This window comes from Streptomyces sp. NPDC101191 (assembly GCF_044767915.1).
Classification (GTDB): Bacteria; Actinomycetota; Actinomycetes; order Streptomycetales; family Streptomycetaceae; genus Streptomyces.
The window spans coordinates 44,827-71,170 of sequence record NZ_JBIWOU010000006.1; the positions used below are offsets into that span (position 1 = coordinate 44,827).

Sequence of the window (26,344 nt, forward strand, 5' to 3'; positions counted from 1 at the left end):
TCGGCCGTCCCCGGTGCCGCGTCCTCCGACGGGCTCAGCGTCACGTACGGCCGGATGCGCAGCGGATCGAAATCCTCCGCCGCTGCCACGCGGGCGGCGTGCGCCTGTGCTCGCTCACAGGCGCAGCCGGGTCTGTGTACACCGCATTCAAGACACACGTGTCCGGACATCGTCGGGTCCCCTCCCCATTTCAACTGCGAGCGATTATGCAGTCAGCTCGCCTCCACAGGGTGAACACCTGTGCTCCTCCGCAGGCCGGAACGGGACAAACACCCCAGGATGGTCTCCAGGACGGACCCCGGACGGAGGACGAGGAGGCCGCATGGCCCAGGAGACACGCGCGCCGCAGGCCGGCGGCGGCCCCGTGCCGGGGGAGGGACGGAGTCACCGCACCGTCGTCGTCGCGATCGGCGCGCTGCTGCTCGGCATGCTCCTCGCGGCGCTCGACCAGACCATCGTCTCCACCGCGCTGCCGACCATCGTCAGCGAACTCGGCGGCATGGAACACCTGTCCTGGGTCGTCACCGCCTACATGCTGGCCTCGACCGCCGCCACGCCGCTCTGGGGCAAGCTCGGCGACCAGTACGGGCGCAAGAAGCTCTTCCAGGGCGCCATCGTCCTCTTCCTCATCGGCTCCGCCCTCTGCGGCATCGCGCAGAACATGCCCCAGCTCATCGCCTTCCGCGCGGTCCAGGGACTCGGCGGCGGCGGGCTCATCGTGCTGTCGATGGCGATCGTGGGCGACCTCGTCCCACCCCGCGAGCGCGGCCGCTACCAGGGCCTCTTCGGCGCCGTGTTCGGCAGCACCAGCGTGCTCGGGCCGCTCCTCGGCGGCCTGTTCACCGAACACCTCTCCTGGCGCTGGGTCTTCTACGTCAACCTGCCGATCGGCATCGTCGCACTCTTCGTCATCGCCGCCGTGCTGCACATCCCGGTCGGCACCCGCCGCCACACCATCGACTACCTCGGCACCTTCCTCATCGCCTCGGTGGCCACCTGCGTGGTCCTGGTCGCCTCTCTCGGCGGCACCACCTGGGCCTGGGGCTCGCCGCAGATCGCCGTCCTCGCCGTGCTCGCGGCCGTGCTCCTGGTCTGGTTCGTCCGGGTCGAGCGGCGGGCGGCCGAACCGGTCCTCCCCCTCAAGCTGTTCCGGATCAGGACGTTCACCCTCGTCTCCGTCATCAGCTTCGTCGTCGGCTTCGCCATGTTCGGCGCGATGACCTATCTGCCGACCTTCCTGCAGCTCGTGCAGGGCGTCACCCCGACCATGTCCGGCGTGCACATGCTGCCCATGGTCGCCGGCATGTTCCTCATGTCGACCGCCTCCGGGCAGATCGTCTCCCGCACCGGCCGCTGGAAGGTCTTCCCGGTGGCCGGCACCGCCCTCACCGCCGTCGGCCTGCTGCTCCTGCACCGGCTGACCGAGACCAGCTCCACCTGGGAGAAGAGCGTCTACTTCTTCGTCTTCGGCGCGGGACTCGGCCTCGTCATCCAGGTCCTCGTCCTCGTCGTGCAGAACGCCGTCTCCTACCGGGACCTCGGCGTCGCCACCTCCGGGGTCACCTTCTTCCGCTCCATCGGTGCGGCCTTCGGCGTCGCCCTCTTCGGCACGATCTTCACGAACGGCCTCACCGAGAACCTGACGGCCGCCCTCGCCGGCCAGGACGTCCCGGCCGGTGCCGGAGCCGCGCAGCTCGCCGCCGACCCGCGCGCCCTCGCCGCGCTCCCGCCCGAACTGCGCCCGGCGGTCCTCCACGCCTACGCCACGTCCATCACCGACGTGTTCCTCTACGCGGCCCCGGTGGTCCTCGTCGCCTTCGGCGTCGCCTGCTTCCTCAAGGAGGACCGGCTGCGCGGCTCCGTCACCGCGCCCGAACCCGGCCAGACCCTGGCCTCCCACCCCGTCCAGCGCTCCTCGTACGACGAGTGCGCCCGCGCCCTGTCCGTCCTCGGCTCCCGCGAGGGCCGTAAGCAGATCTACGAGAAGATCACCGCACGCGCCGGACTCGACCTGCTGCCCGCCGCGAGCTGGCTGCTGCTCCGGGTCCGCCGCCACGGAACCGTCGAACCCGCACGCCTCGCCGAGGCCACCCCCGTACCGCTGCGGGCGATCACCGACGGGGCCCGGCAGCTGGAGGAACAGCGGCTCGTGGAGCGCGAAGGGCTCCAACTGGTGCTCACCGAGCGGGGGGCCGAGACGGCCGTACGGCTCGCCAAGGCGCGCGAGGACTCGCTGTCGGAGCTCCTCGGCGACTGGTGGGGGCCGGACCGGCCCACCGACCTCGCCCATCTGGTGGAGGAGCTCACCGCCGAACTCGCCGGCTCGGACCCGGAACCCCCCGGCTCACCGGAACCGCCCCCCGACCACCGGACGTAGGACAGGCTGGGGAGGGCGGCGGACGCGGCCGGAGAACCGCGGGCCCGGAGAACCGCGGGCCCGGAGAACCGCGGGCCCGGAGAATCGCGGGCCCGGAGGAACGCGGTCCGCGAGGCCGGAGAACCGCTCCGGCCGGGGCCACCGGCCCGGAGCCCTGACCGCCGGCCATGAGCTCCTGCCCGCCGGCCCGGAGCTCCTGCCCGCCAGCCCGGAGCTCCTCGCCGCCTGCCTAGAGCTCCTTGCCGTACCAGATGTCCATGTACGGCCCCGAGCAGTACGCCGGTATCTCCCCGTAGCCGTTGCGCGTGTACAGCGCTCGCGCCTCCACCAGGTCCAGGCGCGTGTTCAGCACCATCCGGCGGGCGCCGAGCTCGCGGGCCGCGTCCTCCAGGCGCGTGAGCAACGCGTCCGCGCCGCCCTTGCCGCGGAAGTCGCGACGCAGGAACACCCGGGTCAGCTCCGCCCGCTCCCCGTCCAGCAGAAGGACGCCCCCGCACCCCGCCGCCAGGCCGTCGTGGCGCGCCACCAGGAACTGCCCAGTCGGCGGCGTCAGCAGCTCGACCCCGTCGTCGGTCAGCCCCTCGTCGATCTCCGCCTCCGTCGCGGGGCGCTTCCAGTAGCTGCTCGCGACATCGCCGTAGTAGTCGCGGCGCAGGGAGGTGGCGTCCGGGGTGTCGACGCGTTCGGGGGTGAAGATCCAGGTCATGCGCGCCATTCTGGGCGCGCACGCCCCGCGGCGCCCCCGAATTTCGCGGGGGCCGCCGCCCGGGGGCCCGCCGGTCGCCCGGCGAGCGTGCGCTACTTGGGGGAGGCCTGCTGGACGACCTCGAAGGACCACAGGGTCGAGCCGGTCGCGGCGGGCTTGGGGCGCTCGCCGCCGCCCTCGCCGCCGGCGGTGCCCTGGTGGGCGGCCCGCATGGAGCCCTCCATCCAGTTCTGGAAGTCCTCCTCGCTGCGCCAGCGGGTGTACACCAGGTACTGGTCGGTGCCCTCCATCGGGCGCAGCAGCTCGAACCACTCGAAGCCGTCGGAACCCTCGACGGAGCCCGCGCGGGACGCGAAGCGCTGCTCCAGGACCTCGCGCTGTTCGGCCGGGACGGACAGTACGTTGATCTTCACGATGCTCATGGGATGCAGGATATGACCGGTACGGGAACGGCGGCGGAGGCGATCCGGGAACTGGCCGGGGCCCGGGACGGAGCAGGAGCCGAGGGACACCTGGCCGCCGCAGCCCCCCGGACGGACGGAGCAGCGGCCGAGGGGCACCCGGTCGCCGCAGCCCCCCGGACGGAACAGCAGCCGAGGAGCACCGGGCCGGCGGGGCGGGCCCCGGGCCTGCGGGACGCCCCCTAGCTCAGCACACGGGCGACCAGCAGTCCGTCGTAGCCCTTCGTGCCGACCACCTGGAAGGCCGTGGCGTCCAGGCGCGGTTCGCGGGCGACCAGTTCGATCATCTCGCGGGTGCCGGTGACCGCCGGGTCGTCCGGGTGCGGTGTGGCCACCTTGCCCGCGCGGCCGACGTTGTCGACCACGATGAGGGTGCCGGGCCTGGAGAGCTTCAGGGCCCAGGAGACGTAGTGCGGGTTGTTGACCTTGTCCGCGTCGATGAAGACGAAGTCGAACGGGCCCGCGCCCTCCTGTTCCAGGAGCGGCAGGGTGTCCAGGGCGGCGCCGACGCGGACCTCGACGGTCTTGTCGAGCCCGGCGCGGGCGAGGTTGCCGCGGGCGACCTCCGCGTGCTTCGGGTCGTACTCCAGGGTGATCAGCCGGCCGTCGGCGGGCAGTGCGCGGGCCAGCCAGATGGTGCTGTAGCCGCCGAGGGTTCCGATCTCCAGGACGTTCCTGGCGCCCTGCGTGGCGACGAGCAGATGGAGCAGCTTGCCCTGGTTGGGGGCGACGGCGATCTCGGGCAGTCCGGCCGCCGTGGAGTCGGCGAGCGCGGCGTCGAGCGCGTCGTCGGCCGGGGCGAGCAGGTCGGTGAAGTAGCGGTCGACGGTGGTCCATTGGGCGTGGTCGTTGCTCATGGGGCCGAACGTACACCGGCCCGCACGCGCCGTTCCCGCGCCGCGACGTGCCGTGTCCGGATCGCGGCGTAGGCGCCCGCCGTCAGGAGCAGCAGACCGCCGGTCACGGTGATCAGCCAGACCGGGATCTCGCCGACCGTCCACAGCCGGTCGTGCCAGACGATCTCGCGGTACGGGGTGTCGGCGGACGCCCGGATGAGTTCGTGGTCGCCGTCGATGCGGGAGGGCTCGGGGAAGGACTGGTCGACGGCGGTGAGGAACACCGGGCCGGTTCCGGTGAGTTCGGCGACGGCGCCGGACGGCTTGTCGACCGGGCCGGCGAAGAGCACCTCGGGCCGGTCGCCGCCGATGCCGTCGCGCGGTTCCATCCGGTGCCCGGCGAGCACGAAGAGGCCGAGGGACTGCGGGGTCCGGGCGAGCCGGGAGAGCCGCATCGGGTAGACGGGCCGGTCGTTGGCGAAGCTGATCCGCAGCGGGTCGAGGGCGCCGTACAGCTTCTCGCCGGCCTTCTCGGGGGCGAGGCGGACGGCGACGTACTCCCACTTCCGCTCGACGTACGGGCGCAGTTCGGTGGAGAGCCGGTCGGAGAGCTCGAAGCCGTTGCGGTGCAGCCAGTCGCTCAGGGCCGTCGGGTCGGTGGCGGTGAGGCGGGCCACGTCGAACGGGCCCAGCCGTTCGCGGCCGACGACGCCGACGCCGGAGCCGGCCTTGCCCGGGGCCGCGGCGGCGCCGTCCGTGTCCCCGTCGGCGAACGGCCAGTCGTCGCCGCGCGGCCAGAAGTAGTCGCGGTCCCGGTGCTCGGGGGCGGTGAGCCGTTCGAGCTCGTCGAAGAGCTTCGGGTCGCCGAGGGTGACGTCCGCCCGGTGCGGCACCGGCATGATCCAGGCGGCCCGGTCGGCGTCGCCGTGGACGGTGAAGCGCATGACGATCTGCTCGGTGCCGGTCCGCTCGTCCCAGCGCACGGCCGAGGTCTCCCGGTCCACGCCGATCCGCGCCATCCTGTCGGTGACCATGGCGCCGCAGCCGCAGGCGTAGGCCGGCGCGACGAGCGAGCCCAGCTGGAGCGCGAGCAGCGCGACGATCATCGTGAGAAGTCTGTGTGTCCCCCGCATGCCTGCTCGGACGTGCAAGGGGAGCGCCCGGTTCCCCCCCGTTCGTCGGCACCGGAACTCCGCACGCGGGGCACCCGGAACTCCGCACGCGGGGCACCCGGCAACTCCGCACGCGGAGCACCCGGCGTTCGCGCGGGAGGCGGGGCACGGGCGTGGGGTGGTGCCCCGCCTCCTCGGGGTCAGGCCACTCTGACCTGGAGCTCCTTGATGCCGTTGAGCCAGGCCGCGCGCAGCCGGCGCGGGTCGCCGGCCAGGGTGAGGTCGGGGAGTTCGTCGGCGAGCGCCTCGAAGATCAGCTCGATCTCCTTGATGGCGAGGGACTTGCCGAGGCAGAAGTGCGGTCCGCCGCCGCCGAAGCCGAGGTGGGGGTTGGGGTCGCGGGTGACGTCGAAGGTCCCGGGGTCGTCGAAGACCTCGGGGTCGTTGTTGGCGGAGGAGTAGAAGAGGCCGATGCGGTCGCCCTTGCGGATCTTCTGGCCGCCGAGTTCGGTGTCCTGGGTGGCGGTCCGCTGGAAGGAGACCACCGGGGTGGCCCAGCGCACGATCTCCTCGGCGGCGGTCGCCGGCCGCTCCCGCTTGTACAGCTCCCACTGGTCGGGATGGGTGAGGAAGGCGTGCATGCCGTGGCTGATGGCGTTGCGGGTGGTCTCGTTGCCCGCGACGGCGAGCAGCAGGACGAAGAAGCCGAACTCGTCGGAGGAGAGGTTGCCCTGGCCTTCGGCGGCGACCAGCTGGCTCACGATGTCCTGGGCGGGGCATTCCTTGCGGGCGGCGGCGAGGTTCATGGAGTAGCCGATGAGCTCCATGGCGGCCTCGGCGCCGATCTCCTCGGTGATGGCGTATTCGGGGTCGTCGTACGCGACCATCTTGTTCGACCAGTCGAAGATGCGGGCGCGGTCCTCCTGCGGTACGCCGATGAGTTCGGCGATGGCCTGGAGGGGCAGTTCGACGGCGACCTTGGTGACGAAGTCGAAGGCGCCGTCCCGTCCCGCGGCCTCCCTGGCCTCCGCGACGATGGCGCGGGCGCGGTCGCGCAGCACGGTCTCCAGGCTGCGGATGGCGCGCGGGGTGAAGCCGCGCTGCACGATCTGGCGGACCCGGCTGTGTTCGGGCGGGTCCATGTTGAGCATGATCAGCTTCTGGACCTCGATCTGGTCCCGGGTGATGTGCTCGTTGAAGCGGATGACGGCGGTGTTCTCGTTGGACGAGAACAACTCCGGGTGGGTGGAGACGTACTTGACGTCGGCGTGGCGGGTCACCGCCCAGTAGCCACCGTCGTCGAAGCCGGTGACGCCGGGGGGTTGGGCGCACCACCAGACGGGGGCGGTCTGCCGCAGCTGCGCGAACTCCGGATGGGGGACGCGACTCTGGAGCAGGTCGGGGTCGGTGGCGTCGAACCCTTCGGAGAGATGGGGGCAGGGCATCGGCAACACACTCCATATCTGATGGCCCATCAGAAGTTGCCGGGAAAGGTAGTAACGAGTTCTACAAGTAGCAAGGCGCGCGGCGTGAACTGTTGCGTCCCGGACCCTTGCGTACCGGCGGTAGCAGTCATAAGACTGCACTCAGAACTAGAACGCGTACTAGTTCCACGTGACGTCGACCGGCAAGGGTGCCGGGACACCCCCGCCGGGCGAGGAGAGGACGAGCTCATGGCCGCGGAACCCGTCATCGTCGAAGCCGTACGCACTCCCATCGGCAGGCGCGGAGGCGCCCTCGCCAACCTCCATCCCGCCTACCTCCTCGGTGAGACCTACCGTGAACTCCTCGGGCGCACCGGCATCCACGCCGACTGCGTCGAGCAGATCGTCGGCGGCACGGTCACCCACGCCGGCGAGCAGTCCATGAACCCCGCCCGCACCGCCTGGCTCACCATGGGCCTCCCCTACGAGACCGCCGCCACCACCGTCGACTGCCAGTGCGGATCCTCGCAGCAGGCCAGTCACATGGTGGCCAACATGGTCGCCGCCGGCGTCATCGACATCGGCATCTCCTGCGGCGTCGAGGCCATGTCCCGGGTGCCGCTCGGCTCCGGCTCCAAGCACGGACCGGGCAAGCCCTTCCCCGACGAGTGGAACGTCGACCTGCCCAACCAGTTCGAGGCCGCCGAGCGGATCGCCCGCAACCGCGGCCTCACCCGCGAGCGCGTCGACTCCCTCGGCCTGCTCTCCCAGGAGCGTGCCGCCGTCGCCTGGTCCGAGGAGCGCTTCAAGCGCGAGACCTTCGCCGTCCAGGTGCCGACGACCGAGGAGGAGCAGGCCGCCGGGCAGGGCATGTGGCGGCTCGTCGACCGGGACGAGGGGCTGCGCGACACCAGCATGGAGGCCCTGGCCCGGCTCAAGCCGGTCATGCCGACCGCGATCCACACCGCCGGCAACTCCTCGCAGATCTCCGACGGCGCCGCCGCCCTCATGTGGGCCTCCAAGCGCATGGCCCGCGCGCTGAAGCTGCGGCCCAGGGCCCGGATCGTCGCCCAGGCCCTGGTCGGCGCGGACCCGCACTACCACCTCGACGGCCCCGTCGACGCGACCCGCGCCGTGCTCGGCAAGGCCGGCATGTCCCTCAGGGACATCGACCTCGTCGAGATCAACGAGGCCTTCGCGTCGGTCGTGCTGAGCTGGGCGCAGGTCTTCGACCAGGATCTGGAGAAGGTCAATGTCAACGGCGGCGCCATCGCCCTCGGCCACCCCGTCGGCGCCACCGGCGCCCGGCTGATCACGACGGCCCTGCACGAGCTGGAGCGCACGGACAAGGAGTTCGCGCTGATCACGATGTGCGCGGGCGGTGCGCTGGCGACCGGGACGATCATCCAGCGGCTGTAGCGGCTGTAGCGGCTGTAGCGGCTGTAGCCGGATCCGCGGGCTTCCGTGCCGGCCGGGCTTCCGTGCCGGCCGGGCTCCCGTGCGGGCTGGCTACCGTGCCGGCCGTGCTCCCGTGCCGGCCGTGCTCCCGTGCCGGGCGTGCTTCCGTGCCGGGCGGGCTCCCGCCCCGGGCTGGCTCCCGTGCGGGCCGGCTCCCGAGCCGGCCGTGCTCCCGTGCCGGCCGTGCTCCCGAGCCGGCCGTACTCCCGCCCGGCCTGCCGACAGGCACGCGCACGCCCGGATGCGGTGCGCGCGAAGGCGTGCGGCGCAGAACGTCCGGGAATGCCGCAGGCCCCGCCCCTCCGAGAGGAGGGCGGGGCCTTGCGAGGTCTGCGTGTGCGCGGGCCGGCCGTGCGGCAGTGTGGCTTAGTACCAGCCGTGGGTCTGCCAGAAGGCCCAGGCGCCGTTCGGGGAGCCGTAGCGCTCGTTCATGTAGTTGAGACCCCACTTGATCTGCGTGGCGGGGTTCGTCTTCCAGTCGGAACCGGCCGAGGCCATCTTCGAGGCCGGCAGGGCCTGGACGAGGCCGTAGGCGCCGCTGGAGGAGTTGGTGGCGGTGTGGTTCCAGCCGGACTCGTGCTCGACGATCTTGCTGAAGGAAGCGAACTGCGACGGCGGGACGATCTGGCGGGCGATCTCCTGCTCCGTGGCGGCCGAGGCCGAACCCGTCGAGCCCAGCACCGCGCCGGACGCGCCGAGCAGCACGGCGGCGGAGACGGCGAAGGTCTTCTTGCGGGAGTTGACACGCGTGGCGATCGAGCGGAACAAAACGTCATACCTAACGTCGGGGGCAAAGGTCGCGCCAGGCGGTTTCGGCATGCCGGAACCAGGGCCCGGGAGTCCCGGGAACTGGGGGGAACCGGCCTGCCGTGGTGCTGCGGTGAGCACCGGCTGCCTGGCGACGTCCACCAGACAAACAGGCCTGGCGGGGCGATGCAACGACCCCCTGTACGAGGAGGGTTCGGACACGGCCCGGTGGTCCCGGTCCCGTCCCGTCCTCCGTTTCCGCAGGTCAAGTCGGTGTATGGGGTGATTTGACCGGGTCGTCCGGTCTCCTATTTCCCTTCGTAAGTGATCTGGGTCCTATGAGGGGCCTCACCCTGGAGGGCCCTCTCAGGGGACTCGAATGTGACCTGGGCCTCGAAGTTCGCCCGCCGGGTAGCCCTCCGGAGCGCCTTCAGCAGGGCGCCGCCGACGGTCAGGGTGAGCACGACGGTGAGGACGGCGCGGCCCAGGTCCCAGCCGAGGGAGGTGGCGGCCACATAGGCGAGGAAGCGCACCAGGTTCTCGTGCGCCGGTTCCCCGGGCCGGAAGGAGATCCCCTGGCCGATCCCGCCGACCGTGACCCAGCCGTAGAGATTGGTGACCGTGCCGTACGCGAACGCCGCCACGAAGCCGTACGCGGACAGCATCAGCAGCTCGGCCCGGCCCCGCACGCCCGCCGGCAGCAGCCCGGCGCCCATCGCGAACCAGCCCATCGCCAGCATCTGCGTCGGCATCCACGGCCCGACCCCGCCCGTGAGCAGCGCGGACGCGAACATCGTCACCGCGCCGAGCACGAAGCCGAAGCCCGGCCCGAGGACCCGCCCGCTGAGCACCATCAGGAAGAACATCGGCTCCAGGCCGGCCGTCCCCGCCCCCAGCGGCCGCAGCGCCGCCCCCACGGCGGCCAGCACCCCGAGCATCGCCACCGCCTTCGCGTCCATGCCGCAGTCGGCGATCGTCGCCACGACGACGGCGATGAGGAGCGGCAGGAGGAGGGCGAAGAACCACGGCGCGTCGGCGGCGTGGTCGGTCAGCGCGGAACCGGCGTCGGCGAAGAGGGGCCAGCCGATGGCGACGAGCCCGACAGCGGAGACCAGGACCAGAGCGGCGACGGAGCGGGGGCCGAGCCGGATCGGCCTGCCGGCCGCCCTCACCGCGCACCCGCCAGGACGCTCTCCACCTGCTCGACGGTGAGCCAGGGCTCCGGCGCTAGGATCTTCGCGACCTGGGGGGAGAAGGCCGGCGAGGACACGACGACCTCGGCCGTCGGGCCGTCCGCGACGACCTCACCGCCCGCGACGATCACCACACGGTGCGCGAGCTCCGCGGCCAGCTCCACGTCGTGCGTGGCGAGCACGATGGCGTGCCCGTCGGCGGCGAGACCGCGCAGGTGCGTGACCAGACGGGCCTTCGCGGCGTAGTCGAGACCGCGGGTCGGCTCGTCCAGCAGGAGCAGCGGCGGGCGGGCGGTCAGGACCACGGCCAGCGCGAGGGCGAGGCGCTGCCCCTCCGACAGGTCGCGCGGATGCGTCCCGTCCGCGACCCCCGGCAGCAGCTCCGACACCAGCGCCCGGCAGCTCCCCGGCGGGGCCCCGGCGTCCGCGTCGGCCGCGGTGCACTCGGCCGCCACGGTGTCCGCGTACAACAGGTCCCGCGGCTCCTGCGGGACCAGCCCCACCTGCCGGATCAGCGTGCGCGGATCCGTCTCGTGGGGCACCAGCCCGGCGACGCGGACGGTGCCGGACGTGGGCGCGATCATGCCGACCAGCGTGCCGAGCAGCGTCGACTTCCCGGCTCCGTTCCGTCCCATCAGCGCGACGGTCTCCCCGGCCCCGACCCGCAGGTCGACGCGCCGCAGCGCCTCGACCCGGCCGCGGCGGACGGCGAGGCGGTCGGTGTGGACGAGGGGGGCGGTGGGGGTGGCCGCGGGCGCGGACACGGCCCCGTCGGAGCGGCGGCCCCGGCGGAGCAGGAACCCGCCCCCACCCCGCCGCTTCCCGGAACCGGGGCTCACCTCCGGCCCCCGGACGGGACCGGAGCCGCCGCCCGCGGAATCCGGAGCGGGGGCCGGGTCCCCAGGCCCCGGGGTGGGCGCGACACCGGGCTCCGGTGCCCGGTCGGCGAGGCGTTCCTTCAGCGGGCCCGCCGCGCGTCGGGCGTCGCGGACCGTCAGGGGGAGGGGGCGCCAGCCGGCCAGGCGGCCCAGGGCGACCACCGGGGGGTGGACGGGGGAGACGGACATCATGTCGGCGGGCGGGCCCATCGTGCCCTCCGGCAGCAGGAGGACCCGGTCCGCGTACTGGACCACCCGCTCCAGGCGGTGCTCGGCCATGAGGACCGTCGTGCCCAGGTCGTGGACCAGGCGCTGCAGCACGGCGAGGACGTCCTCGGCCGCCGAGGGGTCGAGCGCCGACGTCGGCTCGTCGAGGACGAGGACCTTGGGATGCGGCGTGAGGACCGAGCCGATCGCGACGCGCTGCTGCTGGCCGCCGGAGAGCGTCGCGATCGGGCGGTCGCGCAGCTCGGCGAGGCCGAGCAGGTCCAGCGTCTCCTCGACCCGGCGGCGCATCACGGAGGGCGCGAGGCCCAGGGACTCCATGCCGTACGCGAGCTCGTCCTCGACCGTGTCGGTGACGAAGTGGGCCAGGGGGTCCTGCCCCACCGTGCCCACCAGGTCGGCGAGCTCGCGCGGCGGGTGGCTGCGCGTGTCCCGCCCGTCGACGGTGACCCGGCCGCGCAGCGTGCCGCCCGTGAAGTGCGGGACGAGCCCGGACACGGCACCGAGCAGGGTCGACTTGCCGACGCCGGAGGGCCCGACGAGCAGCACCAGCTCGCCCTCGGGCACGGTCAGGTCGAGGTCCTCCAGCGTGGGCCCGGCCTCGCCGTCGTAGGTCACCGACACGTTCTCGAAGCGGATCACGGGCGCGGACTCTCCTTGGGTACGGGGGCCACGAAGGCAGGCAGCAGGCCCAGCAGCACGGACACGGCCGGCCACACCGGCAGCTCGGGCGCCTCCAGGGGGACGACCCCGGGGTGCATCGCCCCGGGCACGGCCGCGCCCGTGACGATCACCAGGACGGCGACCGCGACCCCCGAGCCGGCGACCAGCCACGCCCGCACGCCCCACCGGTCCGGCCGGTAGCGGGTACGCACCGTCCGCCGGCCGCCCAGTCGCAGCCCGGCGACGGCCGTGAGGAGGCCGGCCACCAGCAGCGGCAGCCCGTACCCCGCGCCTTCGGCGGCGAGCAGCCCGTACGAGCCGGCGCACACCCCGAGCAGCCCGCCGAGCGTGAGGACGTTCGTCGTACGCCGTACCGCGGGCGGCACCTGCGCCGTACGGCCGTAACCGCGCGCGTCCATCGACGCGGCCACCGCCACCGAACGTTCCAGGGCGCCCTCCAGGACCGGCAGGCCGATCTGGAGCAGCGCCCGCACCCCGCCCGTAGCGCGGCCGCGGAGCCGGCGGGCGGTGCGCAGGCGCACCACGTCGGCGACCAGGTTCGGCGCGAAGGTCATCGCGACGACGACGGCGACCCCGGCCTCGTACAGCGCGCCCGGCAGGGACTTGAGCAGCCGCGCCGGGTTGGCGAGCGCGTTCGCCGCGCCCACGCAGATGAGGAGCGTCGCCAGCTTCAGCCCGTCGTACAGCGCGAAGACCAGCTGCTCGGCGGTGACGCGACCGCCGATCCGGATGCCCTGCATCCAGTCGGGCAGCGGTGCCTCGGGCAGCGTGAACAGCACGTGGAAGCCCGGGATCGGCGAGCCGAGCAGCAGCGAGAAGACCACGCGCAGCGCGACCACGAACAGCCCGAGCTTCACGAACGCGCCGTACGAGCGGGCCCAGGGCGCGTCGGTACGGCGGGCCGCGACGACGTAGCCCGCGACACCGACGATCAGGCCGAGGAGGAGGGGGTTGGTGGTGCGGGAGGCGGCCACGGCCAGTCCCAGCGCCCACAGCCACCAGGCCCCGGGGTGCAGGGCGTTGGAACGGCTCGCCTCGGGCGCGCGGAGGCGCGGGAGAAGCGGCGGGCGCAGGCGGGAGGAGGGGCGGCCGGGCACGTCGCCGCGCCCGGTCGCCGGGCCGTGCGCGGGCGCCGCGCCGGGACCGGCGGTCCCGCCCCGCGGGGGCGCGGCGCCGGGCACGGCCGTCGCGCCGACCCGTACCGTCCTCATGTCACGCCCGTACGGCCCGGTCTCCCGGGCCGGTCCGTTCTCCGTCGTCATCCGCGACGGCGGCGGGCCCGTACGACACCGGCCGTGCCGAGGAGCACCACCGCGGCGCCGCCCACGACGAGACCCACGGACGGGCCGTCGGAGTCGGAGCCCGGGGCGGTCCCCGTACCGGTACCCGCGTCCGTACCCGTGCTCGTCCCGGAAGCCGAGGCCGTCGCGGACGGCTTCGCCGTGCCGCCCGGCTGCTCCTCCGGCAGGGCGACCTGCTCGCCGCAGCCCTTCGCCGGGTAGCCCGCGATCCCGCACAGCAGCGCGTTGCCGTCGTAGCGCAGCGGCTTGGCGACCGCCGCCAGGGCCTCGGCTGCGGTGGCGTCCTCGCGGACCTCGGGGCAGGCGGTCCTGAGCACCGGCTTCGGCGGGGTCTCGCCGGGCGGGGCGTCCGCCGGGCCGCCGAAGTCGACGACGACCGCGACCCGCTTCGTCCCGTCCTTCTTCTCCACGCCCTTGCAGACCGAGGCGAAGTCCGGGGCGGTGGTCGGCCGGCTCGCGTCGCTGGAGTCCTTGCTGACCGCGAAGCGGAAGCCGATGACGTCGCCGTCGGCGGGCCGTGCGGTCGCCGGGCCCTGGGTGGCGTAACCCCACGCGCGGCCCTGGTTCTCCCAGAAGGACCAGTAGCGGTAGCCCGCGGCCTCGGCCGGCGCCGACACGGCGAGCGTCAGGAACACGGCGCCCAGACCCGCGGCGAGCCTGCCCGCCGCGCGCCCGCCCGTCGGCCTCCGCAGAGGGCTCACTTCTTGCGGCCGCTCAGGAGGAAGCCGATGCCGACGCCGACGACCATGCCGATGCCGATGATCCACCACACGTCGAAACCGGACTCGTCGTCGGCGCCTGTGGAGGCCTGCGAGTTGTCGGGGGCCTTGGGGGCGGGGCCGGTGGCGTTCAGCTGCTCCAGGAGATCGGTCTTGCCGAAGCTGCGCGGGTCGGTGTCCATGGCGTGCGCGGCGAACACCAGCTGGGCGTAGGCCGCGGGGCCGCTCGTCCTGGCCCAGGTGGCGGAGTTGTTCTCCAGCCAGGTGAGCGCGCCGGTGGCCTCCTTCTTCGCCCCGGCAGCGGCGAGCGCCACGACCGCGTCGGCGGTGTTGCCGTAGTCGGGCAGCTCGGCGGTCTCGGCGGCGCCGGGCATCGGCGGGGTGGTGAGGTGGCCGGTCTTGGCGAGCTGCGCGGCGAGGTAGGAGGCGCCGTTGAGGGCGGCCCGCTCGGCGCTCGGCTTGGGAAGGTCGGTGCAGGTCGGCGGCTGCTCGGGCTGCGCGCCGCGGGCGGTGATGCCCTTGCCGAGCCCGGCGAGGGTCGCGGCGGCGGTGGCGTCGGCGTTGGCGAGGAGCTTGCCGGTCTTGTCGGGCTGGTAGGCGAAGGCGCCCGCGCCGCCGTCCTTCTCGGTGCAGGGCAGCGCGAAGGTGAGCAGCGCGTCGTACGGGTTCTTGCCGGCCGCGGACCTCACGTCGGCGGGCCGCTGGCCGGCGACGACGAGCGCGCTGACGACGATCGAGGTGGAGTTGGCGTCGCTGGGGCCGCCGGGGACGTAGCTCCAGCCGCCGTCCTTGTTCTGCACGCTCTTGAGCCAGGCGGCGCCCGCCCTCGCGACCTTGGCGACCTCCGCCGGGTCGGCGGACTGGCGCTCGACGGCGGCGAGCGCCTGCACGGCGACGGCGGTGGCGTTGGTGTCGAGCATCGTCTTCGCGTCGCAGGCCTTGGCCGGGTCGGCGCGGTACGAGGTGAAGGCGCCGTTCGCGCACTGCTGGCCGAGCAGCCAGTCGACGGACCGGTCCGCGGGCTGGATGCCGGAGCTGCGCTGGGCGAGGAAGGCCAGCGACTGGCGCCAGACGCCGTCGTAGGTCGGGTCCGTGGTGCCGTAGAGCCCGGCCGGGATCTTGGCGGGGGAGGGGGTCGGCGAGGGCGCGGCGGCGGCCACTCCGACGGCGGTGGTGCTGAGCACGGCACCGGCCGCGAGTGCGGCGGCGGCGCGGCGAACGCTGATCATGGGTCCCTCTCTGCGGGCACCGGACACCGGCACCCCGGGGGGCCAGCCTCCGGCGCCGTATTCCTCGACGGTGCCGGCGCTCACGTCCCGTACCGGGCATTCCGACTCGCCACCCCGGAGGGCGGCTCACGGTTGCGGGTCAGTGCCGGATTCCCACCGGCTTCCCCCTGTACAGGCATGACGACGACCGCCGAGTCTACCGGCCGGCCCCTCGCGCCTCCCGGAGCCGTACGTCACACCGCGCACCGGCGCAGGTGCACGGGCGCCCCCGAACGGCGCCCCCGCGCCCCGCGCCACGAGGACGCCCCCCCCGCGCCCCGCGCCCCAGCCCCCGCGCCCCAGCCCCCGCGCCCCCGCGCCCCGCGCCCCAGCCCCCGCGCCACGAGAATGCCCCGCGCCCCCGCGCCACGAAGACGCCCGCCCCACGAAGACCCCCGCGCCACGAAGACGCCCCCGCGTACGCCGCCCGGGCGCTACGGGCCGCCGCCCGCCCGGGGAGCCGGGGATCGATGCCCGGTCCGTCCGCGTCACACCGCGACGTACGTCACCGGGTCCGTCCCCGCCACCGGCTCCGCGCGGCCCAGCTTCACCAGCCGGCGGACGTGCGCCTCCGCCTCGCTGACGGCGATGTTGCGGGAGCCGTGCGGGATGCGGTCCCAGGGGCGGTTCCACTCCATCCGTTCGGCGAGCTGCCACGGGGTGAGCGGGGTCGCGAGCAGGTCGAGCAGTCCGGCGAGTCGCTCCTCGTGGTGGGCGAGGAGCTCGCGGACGCGGCCGCCCGCGTCGGCGAAGGCGTGCTGGTGGGCGGGGAGCACCTCGGCGACGCCGAGCCGGCCGATGCGTTCGAGGGAGTCCAGGTAGTCGCCGAGGGGGTCGGTGACGGTGGAGTCGTCGGGGTCCTCGTACAGGCCGATGTGCGGGCTGATCCCGGGCAGCAGGTGGTCGCCCGAGAAGAGCCGTCCGTGGCCGGGGAGCCCGGCCGGGTGTTCCTCCTCCAGGTGAAGGCAGACGTGGCCGGGGGTGTGGCCGGGCGTCCACACCGCGCGTAGGCGCCGGCCGGCCAGGTCGAGGAGCTCGCCGGGGACGATCTCGCGGTCGGGCAGGGCGGAGCGCAGTCCGGGCAGGGTTCGCCTCCGCCCGCCGGCGGCGCGCGCGGCGAGCAGCGGGGCGGTGTGCTCGTCGGGGGCGCCGACGGCGGCGAGCTTGCGGGCCAGGTAGTCGAGCCAGGTGCCGGGTTCGGCCTCGCGGGTGCGGCGGACGACGGCGATGTCGGCGGCGTGCATGGCGATCCAGGCGCCGGACTCCTCCCGCACCCGGCCGGAGAGACCGTGATGGTCGGGGTGGTGGTGGGTGACGACGACACCGTGCACGTCCTGCACACCGAGGCCCAGCACGCCCAGCCCGGCGGTGAGTTCGGACCAGGACTCGGGGTCGTCCCAGCCGGTGTCGACGAGGACGGGACCGCGGTCGGTGTCGAGGACGTGGACCAGGGTGTGCCCGAGGGGGTTGTCGGGGATGGGGACGCGCAGCGACCATACGCCTCCGCCGTGCCCGGTCACCGTCTCGCTCAGCTGCGTCATGGGCACCCTCGTCTCTGCGTACCGGTACGGCCGTAGCCACTATAACGAGAACTGACGTACCGTCAGGGTGCTCTGTGACGTAGGTACTTCGCCGTCGCCGTCCCGGCGCCGGCCTCACCCCGAGCGCGGCGGGCGCCGGCCGGTGAGGCGGGGAACGGCGCGGCCGGACTCAGTCGATGCGCTGGCAGACCGGTACGGGCAGCCGCGGCGACCACGTCTGCGTCGTGCGGTCGTACGCGCGGGCGTACCCGTTGTTGCCGGGGGCGCACGGCGAGCTGACGTTGGTCTCCACGTAGATCGCGCCGCCGGGGGTGATCGGGTGCGTCTTCGCGATGACCGTCTGGCGGAACATGATCGTGCCGTTGTTGAGCTTGATGTAGAGGGTGACCGGGCCGCCGACGGTGAAGTTGCCGCCGCCGATCTTCAGGTGCCCGTTGAAGGTGTACTTGAACAGGAAGGACGCGGGTGCCTTCGTCGTGACGGAGACGCTCTCCGGCGCCGCGGGCGCCGCGGGCGCCGGTGCGGCGGTCGGGGCGGCGAGGGCGACAGCGGCCACGGACGTCACCGCGAGGGCCGTGACGCGCCGTGCCCGACGGTGCGGATGCGAACGCGCGAGGGTACGCATGGCTGCTCCTCAGGGGGGGGTGGGGGAGCGGTGACGGCGACCGGGAGTGTGCACGGTCCGTGGGTCATTCCGCTCCTTTCCAGTCTAGGACAGCGGCGTCCGCCGCGCCCGCCGTCGCCGGGCGGTGCGCAAGTCTGGCCAAGCAGAACTAGAACTGGTATCAGTTCTGAAACACAGTCAGATATCGGAGTCGACGCGTGGTTCCGGGAGGCAGTCGGTCATGACCGAGCTTGTGGAGCACGGAAAACTGTTCATCGGCGGCGAGTTGACCGACCCGCTCGGCGACGAGGTCATCGAGGTGATCTCCCCGCACACCGAGGAGGTCATCGGGCGGGTCCCGCACGCCGCCGAGGCCGACGTCGACAGGGCCGTCGCCGCCGCCCGGCGGGCCTTCGACGAGGGACCGTGGCCGCGGATGACGCTGGAGCAGCGGATCGAGGTGGTCGGGCGGATCAAGGACGCGATCGCCGTACGGCACGAGGAGATCGCCCGCTCCATCAGCGCGCAGAACGGCTCCCCCTTCTCCTGGTCGGTCCTCGCCCAGGCGCTCGGCGCCATGATGGTCTGGGACTCGGCGATCACCGTCGCCCGGGACTACGCGTACGAGGAGAGGCGCTCCGGTGTCCTCGGACCGCTGCTCGTACGGCGCGAGCCGGTCGGGGTCGTGGCGGCCGTCGTGCCGTGGAACGTCCCGCAGTTCACCGCCGCCGCGAAACTCGGGCCCGCGCTGCTGGCCGGCTGCACGGTGATCCTCAAGCCCTCCCCGGAGTCACCCCTCGACTCGTACATCCTCGGCGAGATCGCGGCCGAGGCCGGACTGCCGGAGGGCGTGCTGTCGATCCTGCCCGCCGACCGCGAGGTCAGCGAGTACCTGGTCGGGCACCCCGGGGTCGACAAGGTGTCCTTCACCGGCTCGGTCGGCGCCGGCAAGCGCGTCATGGAGGTCGCGGCCCGCAACCTCACCCGCGTCACCCTCGAACTCGGCGGCAAGTCCGCCGCCGTGATCCTGCCCGACGCCGACCTGGAGGCGGCCGTCGCCGGGATCGTCCCCGCCGCCTGGATGAACAACGGGCAGGCCTGCGTCGCCCAGACCCGGATCCTCGCGCCGCGCTCCCGGTACGAGGAGATCGCCGAGGCCTTCGCGGCGGCGGCCGGCGCGCTCGTGGTCGGCGACCCGCTCGACCCGGCCACCCAGGTCGGCCCGCTGGTCGCCCGGCGTCAGCAGCAGCGCTCCCTCGACTACATCGGCATCGGCCAGGCCGAGGGCGCGAAGGTCCTCACCGGCGGCGGCCGCCCGGCGGGCCTGGAGCGCGGCTGGTACGTCGAGCCGACGCTCTTCGGCGGTGTCGACAACGCGATGCGGATCGCCCGCGAGGAGATCTTCGGCCCGGTCATCTGCCTCCTGCCGTACGGGGACGAGGGCGAGGCGCAGCGGATCGCCAACGACTCCGACTACGGCCTGTCCGGCAGTGTCTGGACCGGTGACGTCGAGCACGGCGTCGCCTTCGCCCGCGGCGTCCGCACCGGCACCTTCAACGTCAACACCTTCAGCCTCGACATGCTCGGCCCCTTCGGCGGCTACAAGAACTCCGGCCTGGGCCGGGAGTTCGGCCCCGAGGGCCTCTCCGAGTACCTGGAGCACAAGATGATCCACCTCCCGGCGGGCTACGAGGGGCCGGGGGCGGGCTGATGGGCGACCGCTGGCACGTGGAGGTCGACCGGGGCGTCTGCATCGGCTCCGGCATGTGCGTGAACCACGCCCCGGACGGCTTCCGCCTGGACTCGGCCCGGCAGTCCCATCCGCGCGAGGCCGAGGCGGACGCGAACGAACGCGTCCTGGCGGCCGCGGAGGGCTGCCCGGTGGAGGCCATCTCGATCGCCCTGGCGGACGGCGGCGAGCCGGTCTTCCCGCCCGAGGAGTAGCCCGCGCGGGCCACACGGCCCGCGGCCCGAGGCGTCACCCGGCGGGGTGGACGGCGACCGGCGCACCGGTTCCCTTATGCAAAACTACTCCCTTGGTCACGGGGGCAAGAGGCCTTCGTGCGCGCGGATTTGGGAGTGTTGTGCGCAAGGCGAAGTGGTTGGCCGCGGCTGCGGGTGTGGTGTTCCTCGTCGCGGGCTGCGGGAGCAACGGCGGTTCGGACAAGGGCGGTTCGTCCGCCACGACGGGCGGTTCGGCGTCGGCCGGTTCGGGCGGCGGCTCGGAGGCGGGCGGCGAGGACCTCACCGCCGAGGCCGTGAAGACGCAGATCGAGACCGCGGCGACCGGCGCCGGCTTCGTCCAGGACGCCACCGGCGACCCGGTGCCGGCCGGCCTGGAGAAGTGCATGGTCTCCTGGACCGCCGACGCCGAGAAGGCGTCCGACCCGAAGAAGTCCTACACGGACACGGTGGGCGCCCTCGGCAAGGACGGCTGGAAGACCGGCCAGAACTTCTCCCAGGGCGGCTCGACGATCCAGACCCTCACCCAGGGCACCTGGCAGCTGAAGGCCAGCGACCACAGCATGGGCGCGCTGAAGATGGTGATGTTCATCGCCACGGACGCCACGCCCGAGTGCGAGGCGCTGTTCAAGGCCGACCTGGAGAAGAACAAGAAGTCCTGACGTCAGGCGCGCCCGGACCCCTTCCGGGGTCCGGGCGCGGCCCCGGCGCCCGGCCCGGCCGCCGGCGCGGTCAGCTCGATGAGCCGGCAGACCGTCTCGATGTCGATCTTCACCTGTGCGATCGAGGCGCGCCCCGAGAGCCAGGTGATCAGTGCCGAGTGCCAGGTGTGCTCGATCACCCGCACCGCCGACAGCTGCTCCGGCGTCGGATGCTCGGCCCCCATCGCGTCCAGGATGATCGCGGTCGTCAGTCGCGACACCGTGTCCACCTCGGGGCTCACGCTGCGGTCCGCGAAGGTCAGCGCCCGCACCATCGCGTCCGCGAGCTGCGGCTCCCGCTGCAGCGCCCGGAAGGCCCGCATCAGCGTCTCGGCCACCCGCTGCGCCGGTTCCGCGCCCGCCGGCGGACGCTTGCGCAGGGTCGTGTGCATGTGCTGGAGCTGGTCCTGCATGGTGGCGACCAGCAGGTGGATCTTGGACGGGAAGTAGCGGTAGAGCGTGCCGAGCGCGACCCCGGCCGCCTCGGCGACCTCCCGCATCTGTACGGCGTCGAAACCGCCCCGCCCGGCGAGCTGCGCACTGGCGTGCAGGATGCGCCGTCGGCGTGCCTCCTGGCGCTCTGTCAGGGGCGGTGACGCAGGTCTGTCTTCCGCGGTCATGAGGTCCCGTTCCGTGCGGTGGCGGAGCGACAGTATGGCCGGGCTCCCGCCGTGGCGCGAATCACCTGATCCGGATCTCGCGGCGGAGCTACCTGCCGGTAGATTCTGTGCTCCTCAAGGATCAAGAGCATGGTCAGAAGATCATGAGCGATCAAGTCTGTAACTTGTTCTAGATTAGCGCGGGCGGTTACGCTCGCGCGAAAAGCACGCTCGAAGGGGGTCGCAATTGACCGCGGAGGCCATAGAGGCAAGCCCCCGACAGGGTGCCGGCCCAGGCGGTGACCGTCCGTTGCGGATCGCTCTCCTCACGTACAAGGGGAACCCGTTCTGCGGCGGCCAGGGCGTCTACGTCCGCCACCTCTCACGCGAGCTCGCGCGCCTCGGCCACAGCGTCGAGGTCATCGGCTCGCAGCCGTACCCCGTCCTCGACGAGGGCGAGGAGCTGACCGGCCTCTCGCTCACCGAGCTGGCCAGCCTCGACCTCTACCGCCAGCCCGACCCCTTCCGCACGCCGAAGCGCGAGGAGTACCGGGACTGGATCGACGCCCTCGAGGTGGCCACCATGTGGACCGGCGGCTTCCCCGAGCCGCTCACCTTCTCGCTCCGGGCCCGGCGCATGCTCGCCGCCCGCCGCGGTGACTTCGACGTCGTCCACGACAACCAGACCCTCGGCTACGGGCTCCTCGGCGGCCCGGGCGCGATCGGCGCCCCGCTGGTCACCACGATCCACCACCCCATCACCGTCGACCGGCAGCTCGAACTCGACGCCGCCGCCGACTGGAAGCGCCGGGCCTCCGTCCGCCGCTGGTACGGCTTCACCCGCATGCAGAAGCGGGTCGCGCGCCGGCTGCCGTCCGTCCTCACCGTCTCCGGCACCTCCCGCCAGGAGATCGTCGAGCACCTCGGCGTCCGCGAGGACCGCATCCGCGTCGTCCACATCGGCGCCGACACCGACCTGTGGTCGCCGGACCCGTCCGTCGCCGAGGTCCCCGGCCGGATCGTCACCACCTCCAGCGCCGACGTGCCCCTCAAGGGCCTGGTCTTCCTGATCGAGGCGCTCGCCAAGCTCCGCACCGAGCACCCCGACGCGCACCTCGTCGTCGTCGGCAAGCGCGCCGAGGACGGGCCGGTCGCGCAGGCCATCGAGCGGTACGGCCTCGAAGGCGCCGTCCGGTTCGTCAAGGGCGTCACGGACGCCGAGCTGGTCGACCTCTACCGGTCCGCGCAGGTCGCCTGCGTGCCCTCGCTCTACGAGGGCTTCTCGCTGCCCGCGGCGGAGGGAATGGCGACCGGCACGCCCCTGGTCGCCACGACCGGCGGCGCGATCCCCGAGGTCGCGGGGCCCGACGGCGAGACGTGTCTGGCCGTGCCCACGGGTGACGCGGGGGCTCTTGCCGTGGCCCTGGGCCGGATGCTGGGCGACCCCGCCCTGCGCACCCGGCTCGGCGCGGCCGGCCGGGCGCGGGTCCTGGCCAACTTCACCTGGGCGCGCGCCGCCCAGGGGACCGCCGAGCTCTACCGCGAGGCGCTCGCCGCGCAGGGTGCCCTCGGCACCGGGGTGCGCGGAGCGGCCCGGTGACACCTCGCCCCCTCCGCCGGGTGCCGCCCGGCGGGTGGGCCGAGCCCACCCTCCCCCGCGCTCCCGGCTTCGCTCGAGCAGGGGGGACCCCCCACGCCCCCCAGCGGAACGACCGCCCACAACCGCTCGTCTACAGCGAAAGCAGGACCCCGTGCTGACCGTCGACTTCACCCGCTTCCCGCTCGCCCCCGGCGACCGTGTGCTCGATCTGGGCTGCGGCGGGGGCCGGCACGCCTTCGAGTGCTACCGGCGCGGCGCCCAGGTCGTCGCCCTCGACCAGAACGCCGAGGAGATCCGCGAGGTCGCCAAGTGGTTCGCCGCCATGAAGGAGGCCGGTGAGGCCCCGGCCGGCGCCAGCGCCACCGCCATGGAGGGCGACGCGCTCAACCTGCCGTTCCCCGACGAGTCCTTCGACGTCGTCATCATCTCCGAGGTCATGGAGCACATCCCGGACGACAAGGGCGTGCTCGCCGAGATGGTCCGGGTCCTGAAGCCGGGCGGCCGCATCGCCGTCACCGTCCCGCGCTACGGCCCCGAGAAGGTCTGCTGGGCGCTCTCCGACGAGTACCACGAGGTCGAGGGCGGCCACATCCGCATCTACAAGGCCGACGAACTGCTGGCCAAGATGCGCGGCGCCGGCCTCAAGCCGTACGGCACCCACCACGCCCACGCGCTGCACGCCCCCTACTGGTGGCTCAAGTGCGCCTTCGGCGTGGACAACGACAAGGCGCTGCCGGTCCGCGCGTACCACAAGCTCCTGGTCTGGGACATCATGAAGAAGCCCGCCGTGACCCGGGTCGCCGAGCAGCTGCTCAACCCGGTCGTCGGCAAGAGCTTCGTCGCCTACGCCACCAAGCCCCACCTGCCGAAGGCCGACGCCCAGTGACCTCTCCCGAGCGGATGGCGGAACACCTGGTCCTGCCGGGGGTCCTGACCGCCGAGCAGGCCGCGGAGACCGTCGCCGGCATCCTCGCCGTCCAGCGCGAGGACGGCGCCATACCGTGGTTCCGCGGCCACCACCTCGACCCGTGGGACCACACCGAGGCCGCCATGGCGCTCGACACCGCGGGCGAACACGAGGCCGCGGCCCGCGCGTACGCGTGGCTGGCCCGGCACCAGAACGGCGACGGCTCCTGGTACGCGGCCTACCACGACGGCGAGCCCGGGAACGTCACCGACCGCGGCCTGGAGTCCAACTTCGTCGCGTACATCGCCGTCGGCGTCTGGCACCACTACCTGTCGACCGGCGACGACGCCTTCCTCGACCGCATGTGGCCCGTCGTCTACGCGGCGGTGGAGTTCGTCCTCGGCCTGCAGGAGCCCGGCGGCCAGATCGGCTGGAAGCGCGAGGCCGACGGCACCCCCGTCCACGACGCGCTGCTGACCGGCAGCTCCTCCGTCCACCAGGCGCTGCGCTGCGCCCTCGCCATCGCCGAGGAGCGCGAGGAGCCGCAGCCCGACTGGGAGCTGGCGGCCGGTGCGCTGGGCCACGCGATCCGCAGCCACCCGGAGCGCTTCCTCGACAAGTCCCGCTACTCGATGGACTGGTACTACCCGGTCCTCGGCGGCGCGGTCACCGGATCCGAGGCCAAGGCCAGGATCGACGAGAAGTGGGACGAGTTCGTCGTCCCCGGGCTCGGCGTGCGCTGCGTGCTGCCCAATCCCTGGGTCACGGGCGGCGAGAGCTGCGAACTCGCCCTGACCCTCTGGGCGATGGGGGAGTCGGACCGGGCGCTGGACATCCTGAAGTCCGTCGGGCACCTGAGGGCCGCGAACGGCAACTACTGGACCGGTTACGTCTTCGAGGGCAACCAGGCCGTGTGGCCCGAGGAGCAGACCACCTGGACCGCCGGTTCGCTGCTGCTCGCGGTCGCCGCGCTCGGCGGCGACGAGGCGACCGTGGCGGTGTTCGGCGGCGAGCGTCTGCCGCGGGGCCTGGAACCCGACTGCTGCGGTTGAGAGGGAGTCCGGGCCGCGCCCGGACCGCCTTTCGTGCGTGCCCCATGCACGTAAAAACACCTGTTCGACCCGCTCTAGGATGTGCACGTTCATGGCTGGCATGAGCATGCATGACAGGGAGTATCGGTCACGATGGACCGTGCGGGGTCGGTCAGAGACCTGGCGAGCGAACTGCTCGCCTTGAAGAAGTCGTCGGGCGCGAGCTTCGCCCGGCTCAGTGAGCAGACCCACTACGCCAAGTCGTCGTGGGAGCGGTGGGTCAACGGCAAGCAGTTCCCGCCGCGTGACGCGGTCGAGAGCCTCGCGAAGCTCTGCGAGACCGACCCGGCGCCCCTCCTCGCCCTGTGGGACGAGGAGGACGCCCGGCGCACGTCGCCGGAGCAGGACGAGCCGGCCGCCCCGGAAGACGCGGAAGCGGACGCGGCGGCGCCGACCGGGCCCACGACCCGGCGACGGCGCACCCTGTGGGGCGCGCTGGTGCTCGCCGTCCTCCTGGTGGCCGGCGCGGTCACCTACGGCGTCGTCGCCCTCACCGGCTCCGACGAGCCGTCGGCGGCGCCCAAGCCGAAGCCCGTGGTCAAGGTGGCTGTTCCGGCGACCGGCTGCACGCTGACCGCGTGCGAGGGCCGGGACCCCAAGAAGATGAACTGCGGCGCCGACGCGGTCACCGTGCGCACCGGGTCCATCCCCAAGGACCTCGTCATCGAACTGCGTTACAGCCACGCCTGCCAGGCGGCCTGGGGCCGGATCTCCTTCGCCGAGATCGGCGCCACCGTCGTCGTCAACAACTCCGACGGCGCCGCCCAGGCCGATGTGGTGCACTTCGACCGCGACGTCTACACCCCGCTGATCGCGGCCCCGGATGACGGCTCGGTCTGGGCCTGCGCGTCCCTGCCGAAGAGCGTCAGGCCCACCTGCACCGGCCCCTTCGTCCCGAACCAGGAGAAGGCGCACCAGCCGTAGCCTGCCTGCCCGCCCTCCGGGGCGGGCGTCAGCCCTTGGCCGCGAGCACCTCGCGGGCCGCCTTGTCCTGACGGGCCAGCAGGGCCGTCCAGTCCCTGACGACGGCCGGATTGGCCTCCAGCCAGGACTGCTGGACGGCGGCGAGCCGGGTGTAGGCGGTGGTCAGATAACCGGTCTCGCTCTTGCAGCGCAGGTCGGCCTTCAGGATGTCGCGGCCGCCCAGCCGGGCCTTCTGGCTGGGCAGCGTCTTCAGGAGCGCCTGAGGATCGTGCTGGCCGGGGAACCCGGCCCGGTCCATGCACTGCTGCCAGCGCGCGGTCGCGTTGCGGAAGGACGGGTCCTTCTCCAGCGCCGTACGGGCCAGTTCCTGCCCTTCGAAGAGCTCGATCCGTACCTGGAGCCAGCGCAGCCGGCCGTCGCCGAGGAGGCGGGTCTCGGCCTCGGCGAGACATCCGTCCCCGGGCCGGGACACGCTCATGCCCCGGGTGCCCTTGACCGTCACCCGCTTGCTCTCGTCGCCGAAGAGGGCCTTCGCGTAGGCGGGGGAGGCTTCGGGACTGCCCGGCTTCGGGGGCGTCTCCTCGGCCGGACCCTGGTCGTCCGAGGTCTCGGAGGGCGGCGTCTCCAGTCCGAAGGGCCGCGGCCGCTGGTCCTCGCCCGATCCGGCGGGGGGCGTGGCCTTCGGGGTGTAGTGGAATCCCCTGCGGGCCATGCAGCCGATGGCGTGGGCCCGTTGGGCCTCGGCGCTGCGCGCCTGGACATCGTCCCAGGTGAACACCTTGTCGGTCACCGGCGGCAGCTTGTGCAGCCGCTCCAGTCCTGCCGTCGTCGCGAGGGGAACGTCGGACCTCGGGGGCGCGCCTTCGCCGGAGGAGGTGAGCACGGTCGCGCCGACGACCGCCGCTCCGCCCACCAGGACGGCGGTCAGCGTGAGGACGGCGCGGCGGGGACGGCGGGTCCCGGGCATGGTGGCGGATGCCTTTCGTCGAGGGGAAACGGGCGGGGCCCGGTGCACCCCTGTAGCAC

Annotated in this window: 24 protein-coding genes and 1 riboswitch; of the genes, 9 read left to right on the forward strand and 15 right to left on the reverse strand. The window is 73.2% G+C overall.

The features are described 5' to 3' along the window. The first annotated feature begins 322 nt into the window (after window positions 1-322). Window positions 323-2,377 carry a DHA2 family efflux MFS transporter permease subunit gene (locus tag ACIRQF_RS23230; RefSeq protein WP_404094652.1) on the forward strand — a complete coding sequence of 685 codons (2,055 nt, stop codon included), beginning with the start codon at window positions 323-325 and terminating at the stop codon, window positions 2,375-2,377. 229 nt (window positions 2,378-2,606) lie between these two features. Here the strand turns inward: ACIRQF_RS23230 and ACIRQF_RS23235 are convergent, their stop codons facing one another. The 5 genes from ACIRQF_RS23235 to ACIRQF_RS23255 form a co-directional block, all read right to left on the reverse strand. After that, the gene (locus ACIRQF_RS23235) at window positions 2,607-3,092 is read right to left on the reverse strand and encodes a GNAT family N-acetyltransferase (protein ID WP_382483337.1); all 486 of its coding nucleotides are present in this window, start codon (window positions 3,090-3,092) and stop codon (window positions 2,607-2,609) included. A gap of 83 nt (window positions 3,093-3,175) precedes the next feature. Further along, window positions 3,176-3,505: an antibiotic biosynthesis monooxygenase family protein gene (locus tag ACIRQF_RS23240; protein ID WP_404094655.1), complete on the reverse strand. Its 330-nt coding sequence runs from the start codon at window positions 3,503-3,505 to the stop codon at window positions 3,176-3,178. Between the two features lie 221 nt (window positions 3,506-3,726). Next, entirely contained in the window at window positions 3,727-4,401 is a 675-nt protein-coding gene (locus ACIRQF_RS23245; protein WP_404094658.1) for an O-methyltransferase, read from the reverse strand. Further along, window positions 4,398-5,486, reverse strand: coding sequence for a DUF2330 domain-containing protein (locus ACIRQF_RS23250; protein WP_404094660.1), 1,089 nt, complete (start codon window positions 5,484-5,486; stop codon window positions 4,398-4,400). Before ACIRQF_RS23250 ends, ACIRQF_RS23245 begins: the two co-directional genes overlap by 4 nt. 206 nt (window positions 5,487-5,692) lie before the next feature. Continuing rightward, complete coding sequence (locus ACIRQF_RS23255) at window positions 5,693-6,937, reverse strand: cytochrome P450 (RefSeq protein WP_382483339.1); 1,245 nt, start codon at window positions 6,935-6,937, stop codon at window positions 5,693-5,695. Between the two features lie 228 nt (window positions 6,938-7,165). Between ACIRQF_RS23255 and ACIRQF_RS23260 the strand changes: the two genes are divergently transcribed. Continuing rightward, window positions 7,166-8,335, forward strand: a complete 1,170-nt coding sequence (locus ACIRQF_RS23260) for a steroid 3-ketoacyl-CoA thiolase (protein WP_376637312.1) — start codon at window positions 7,166-7,168, stop codon at window positions 8,333-8,335. A gap of 405 nt (window positions 8,336-8,740) precedes the next feature. Here ACIRQF_RS23260 and ACIRQF_RS23265 read toward each other — a convergent pair whose 3' ends face one another. The 8 genes from ACIRQF_RS23265 to ACIRQF_RS23300 all read right to left on the reverse strand — a co-directional run bounded on the left by ACIRQF_RS23265 (window position 8,741) and on the right by ACIRQF_RS23300 (window position 17,555). After that, window positions 8,741-9,142: a transglycosylase SLT domain-containing protein gene (locus ACIRQF_RS23265; protein WP_376637311.1), complete on the reverse strand. Its 402-nt coding sequence runs from the start codon at window positions 9,140-9,142 to the stop codon at window positions 8,741-8,743. Window positions 9,143-9,429: 287 nt separating this feature from the next. After that, window positions 9,430-10,293 carry an ECF transporter S component gene (locus tag ACIRQF_RS23270; protein ID WP_376637310.1) on the reverse strand — a complete coding sequence of 288 codons (864 nt, stop codon included), beginning with the start codon at window positions 10,291-10,293 and terminating at the stop codon, window positions 9,430-9,432. Beyond that, window positions 10,290-12,059 carry an ABC transporter ATP-binding protein gene (locus tag ACIRQF_RS23275; protein ID WP_404094667.1) on the reverse strand — a complete coding sequence of 590 codons (1,770 nt, stop codon included), beginning with the start codon at window positions 12,057-12,059 and terminating at the stop codon, window positions 10,290-10,292. Before ACIRQF_RS23275 ends, ACIRQF_RS23270 begins: the two co-directional genes overlap by 4 nt. Further along, window positions 12,056-13,312: an energy-coupling factor transporter transmembrane component T gene (locus tag ACIRQF_RS23280; RefSeq protein WP_404094671.1), complete on the reverse strand. Its 1,257-nt coding sequence runs from the start codon at window positions 13,310-13,312 to the stop codon at window positions 12,056-12,058. The genes ACIRQF_RS23275 and ACIRQF_RS23280 overlap by 4 nt, the downstream gene beginning before the upstream one ends. A gap of 47 nt (window positions 13,313-13,359) precedes the next feature. Continuing rightward, entirely contained in the window at window positions 13,360-14,103 is a 744-nt protein-coding gene (locus ACIRQF_RS23285) for an SCO2322 family protein (RefSeq protein WP_404094674.1), read from the reverse strand. Further along, window positions 14,100-15,350 carry a prenyltransferase/squalene oxidase repeat-containing protein gene (locus tag ACIRQF_RS23290; RefSeq protein ID WP_404094677.1) on the reverse strand — a complete coding sequence of 417 codons (1,251 nt, stop codon included), beginning with the start codon at window positions 15,348-15,350 and terminating at the stop codon, window positions 14,100-14,102. The genes ACIRQF_RS23285 and ACIRQF_RS23290 overlap by 4 nt, the downstream gene beginning before the upstream one ends. Window positions 15,351-15,444: 94 nt before the next feature. After that, a riboswitch (cobalamin riboswitch) is annotated at window positions 15,445-15,519 on the reverse strand. A 358-nt stretch (window positions 15,520-15,877) separates the two neighbouring features. Further along, window positions 15,878-16,930: an MBL fold metallo-hydrolase gene (locus ACIRQF_RS23295; protein ID WP_404094680.1), complete on the reverse strand. Its 1,053-nt coding sequence runs from the start codon at window positions 16,928-16,930 to the stop codon at window positions 15,878-15,880. Window positions 16,931-17,099: 169 nt separating this feature from the next. Continuing rightward, on the reverse strand, window positions 17,100-17,555 hold the full coding sequence (locus ACIRQF_RS23300; RefSeq protein ID WP_389749833.1) for a hypothetical protein: 456 nt from the start codon (window positions 17,553-17,555) through the stop codon (window positions 17,100-17,102). Window positions 17,556-17,775: 220 nt separating this feature from the next. Between ACIRQF_RS23300 and ACIRQF_RS23305 the strand changes: the two genes are divergently transcribed. From ACIRQF_RS23305 to ACIRQF_RS23315, 3 genes are all read left to right on the forward strand, one after another. Next, window positions 17,776-19,245 carry an aldehyde dehydrogenase gene (locus ACIRQF_RS23305; RefSeq protein ID WP_376637303.1) on the forward strand — a complete coding sequence of 490 codons (1,470 nt, stop codon included), beginning with the start codon at window positions 17,776-17,778 and terminating at the stop codon, window positions 19,243-19,245. Next, complete coding sequence (locus ACIRQF_RS23310; RefSeq protein WP_376637302.1) at window positions 19,245-19,478, forward strand: ferredoxin; 234 nt, start codon at window positions 19,245-19,247, stop codon at window positions 19,476-19,478. The genes ACIRQF_RS23305 and ACIRQF_RS23310 overlap by 1 nt, the downstream gene beginning before the upstream one ends. A gap of 140 nt (window positions 19,479-19,618) precedes the next feature. Continuing rightward, a complete protein-coding gene (locus ACIRQF_RS23315) occupies window positions 19,619-20,158 on the forward strand; it encodes a hypothetical protein (protein WP_404094684.1) in 540 nt (179 codons plus the stop codon). Between the two features lie 2 nt (window positions 20,159-20,160). Here ACIRQF_RS23315 and ACIRQF_RS23320 read toward each other — a convergent pair whose 3' ends face one another. After that, complete coding sequence (locus tag ACIRQF_RS23320) at window positions 20,161-20,817, reverse strand: TetR family transcriptional regulator (RefSeq protein ID WP_404094687.1); 657 nt, start codon at window positions 20,815-20,817, stop codon at window positions 20,161-20,163. A 226-nt stretch (window positions 20,818-21,043) separates the two neighbouring features. On the opposite strand from ACIRQF_RS23320, the gene ACIRQF_RS23325 reads away from it, so the two are divergent. The 4 genes from ACIRQF_RS23325 (at window position 21,044) to ACIRQF_RS23340 (ending at window position 25,318) form a co-directional block, all read left to right on the forward strand. Further along, a complete protein-coding gene (locus tag ACIRQF_RS23325) occupies window positions 21,044-22,396 on the forward strand; it encodes a glycosyltransferase family 4 protein (RefSeq protein WP_382483355.1) in 1,353 nt (450 codons plus the stop codon). Window positions 22,397-22,547: 151 nt separating this feature from the next. Beyond that, window positions 22,548-23,282: a class I SAM-dependent methyltransferase gene (locus ACIRQF_RS23330; protein WP_376637298.1), complete on the forward strand. Its 735-nt coding sequence runs from the start codon at window positions 22,548-22,550 to the stop codon at window positions 23,280-23,282. Window positions 23,283-23,296: 14 nt separating this feature from the next. Further along, window positions 23,297-24,355: a prenyltransferase gene (locus tag ACIRQF_RS23335; RefSeq protein ID WP_376637341.1), complete on the forward strand. Its 1,059-nt coding sequence runs from the start codon at window positions 23,297-23,299 to the stop codon at window positions 24,353-24,355. Window positions 24,356-24,487: 132 nt separating this feature from the next. Next, the gene (locus ACIRQF_RS23340) at window positions 24,488-25,318 is read left to right on the forward strand and encodes a DUF2690 domain-containing protein (RefSeq protein ID WP_376637297.1); all 831 of its coding nucleotides are present in this window, start codon (window positions 24,488-24,490) and stop codon (window positions 25,316-25,318) included. Window positions 25,319-25,346: 28 nt separating this feature from the next. On the opposite strand, the gene ACIRQF_RS23345 is transcribed toward ACIRQF_RS23340, so the two are convergent. Next, window positions 25,347-26,285, reverse strand: coding sequence for a hypothetical protein (locus ACIRQF_RS23345; RefSeq protein WP_404094692.1), 939 nt, complete (start codon window positions 26,283-26,285; stop codon window positions 25,347-25,349). Window positions 26,286-26,344: the final 59 nt, after the last annotated feature.

Coding starts and splice junctions, on each gene's coding strand:
- ACIRQF_RS23230 (WP_404094652.1), top strand. CDS start 323: ATGGCCCAGGAGACACGCGCGCCGCAGGCCGGCGGCGGCCCCGTGCCG.
- ACIRQF_RS23235 (WP_382483337.1), bottom strand. CDS start 3,092: ATGGCGCGCATGACCTGGATCTTCACCCCCGAACGCGTCGACACCCCG.
- ACIRQF_RS23240 (WP_404094655.1), bottom strand. CDS start 3,505: ATGAGCATCGTGAAGATCAACGTACTGTCCGTCCCGGCCGAACAGCGC.
- ACIRQF_RS23245 (WP_404094658.1), bottom strand. CDS start 4,401: ATGAGCAACGACCACGCCCAATGGACCACCGTCGACCGCTACTTCACC.
- ACIRQF_RS23250 (WP_404094660.1), bottom strand. CDS start 5,486: ATGATCGTCGCGCTGCTCGCGCTCCAGCTGGGCTCGCTCGTCGCGCCG.
- ACIRQF_RS23255 (WP_382483339.1), bottom strand. CDS start 6,937: ATGCCCTGCCCCCATCTCTCCGAAGGGTTCGACGCCACCGACCCCGAC.
- ACIRQF_RS23260 (WP_376637312.1), top strand. CDS start 7,166: ATGGCCGCGGAACCCGTCATCGTCGAAGCCGTACGCACTCCCATCGGC.
- ACIRQF_RS23280 (WP_404094671.1), bottom strand. CDS start 13,312: ATGAGGACGGTACGGGTCGGCGCGACGGCCGTGCCCGGCGCCGCGCCC.
- ACIRQF_RS23290 (WP_404094677.1), bottom strand. CDS start 15,350: ATGATCAGCGTTCGCCGCGCCGCCGCCGCACTCGCGGCCGGTGCCGTG.
- ACIRQF_RS23295 (WP_404094680.1), bottom strand. CDS start 16,930: ATGACGCAGCTGAGCGAGACGGTGACCGGGCACGGCGGAGGCGTATGG.
- ACIRQF_RS23300 (WP_389749833.1), bottom strand. CDS start 17,555: ATGCGTACCCTCGCGCGTTCGCATCCGCACCGTCGGGCACGGCGCGTC.
- ACIRQF_RS23305 (WP_376637303.1), top strand. CDS start 17,776: ATGACCGAGCTTGTGGAGCACGGAAAACTGTTCATCGGCGGCGAGTTG.
- ACIRQF_RS23310 (WP_376637302.1), top strand. CDS start 19,245: ATGGGCGACCGCTGGCACGTGGAGGTCGACCGGGGCGTCTGCATCGGC.
- ACIRQF_RS23320 (WP_404094687.1), bottom strand. CDS start 20,817: ATGACCGCGGAAGACAGACCTGCGTCACCGCCCCTGACAGAGCGCCAG.
- ACIRQF_RS23335 (WP_376637341.1), top strand. CDS start 23,297: ATGGCGGAACACCTGGTCCTGCCGGGGGTCCTGACCGCCGAGCAGGCC.
- ACIRQF_RS23340 (WP_376637297.1), top strand. CDS start 24,488: ATGGACCGTGCGGGGTCGGTCAGAGACCTGGCGAGCGAACTGCTCGCC.
- ACIRQF_RS23345 (WP_404094692.1), bottom strand. CDS start 26,285: ATGCCCGGGACCCGCCGTCCCCGCCGCGCCGTCCTCACGCTGACCGCC.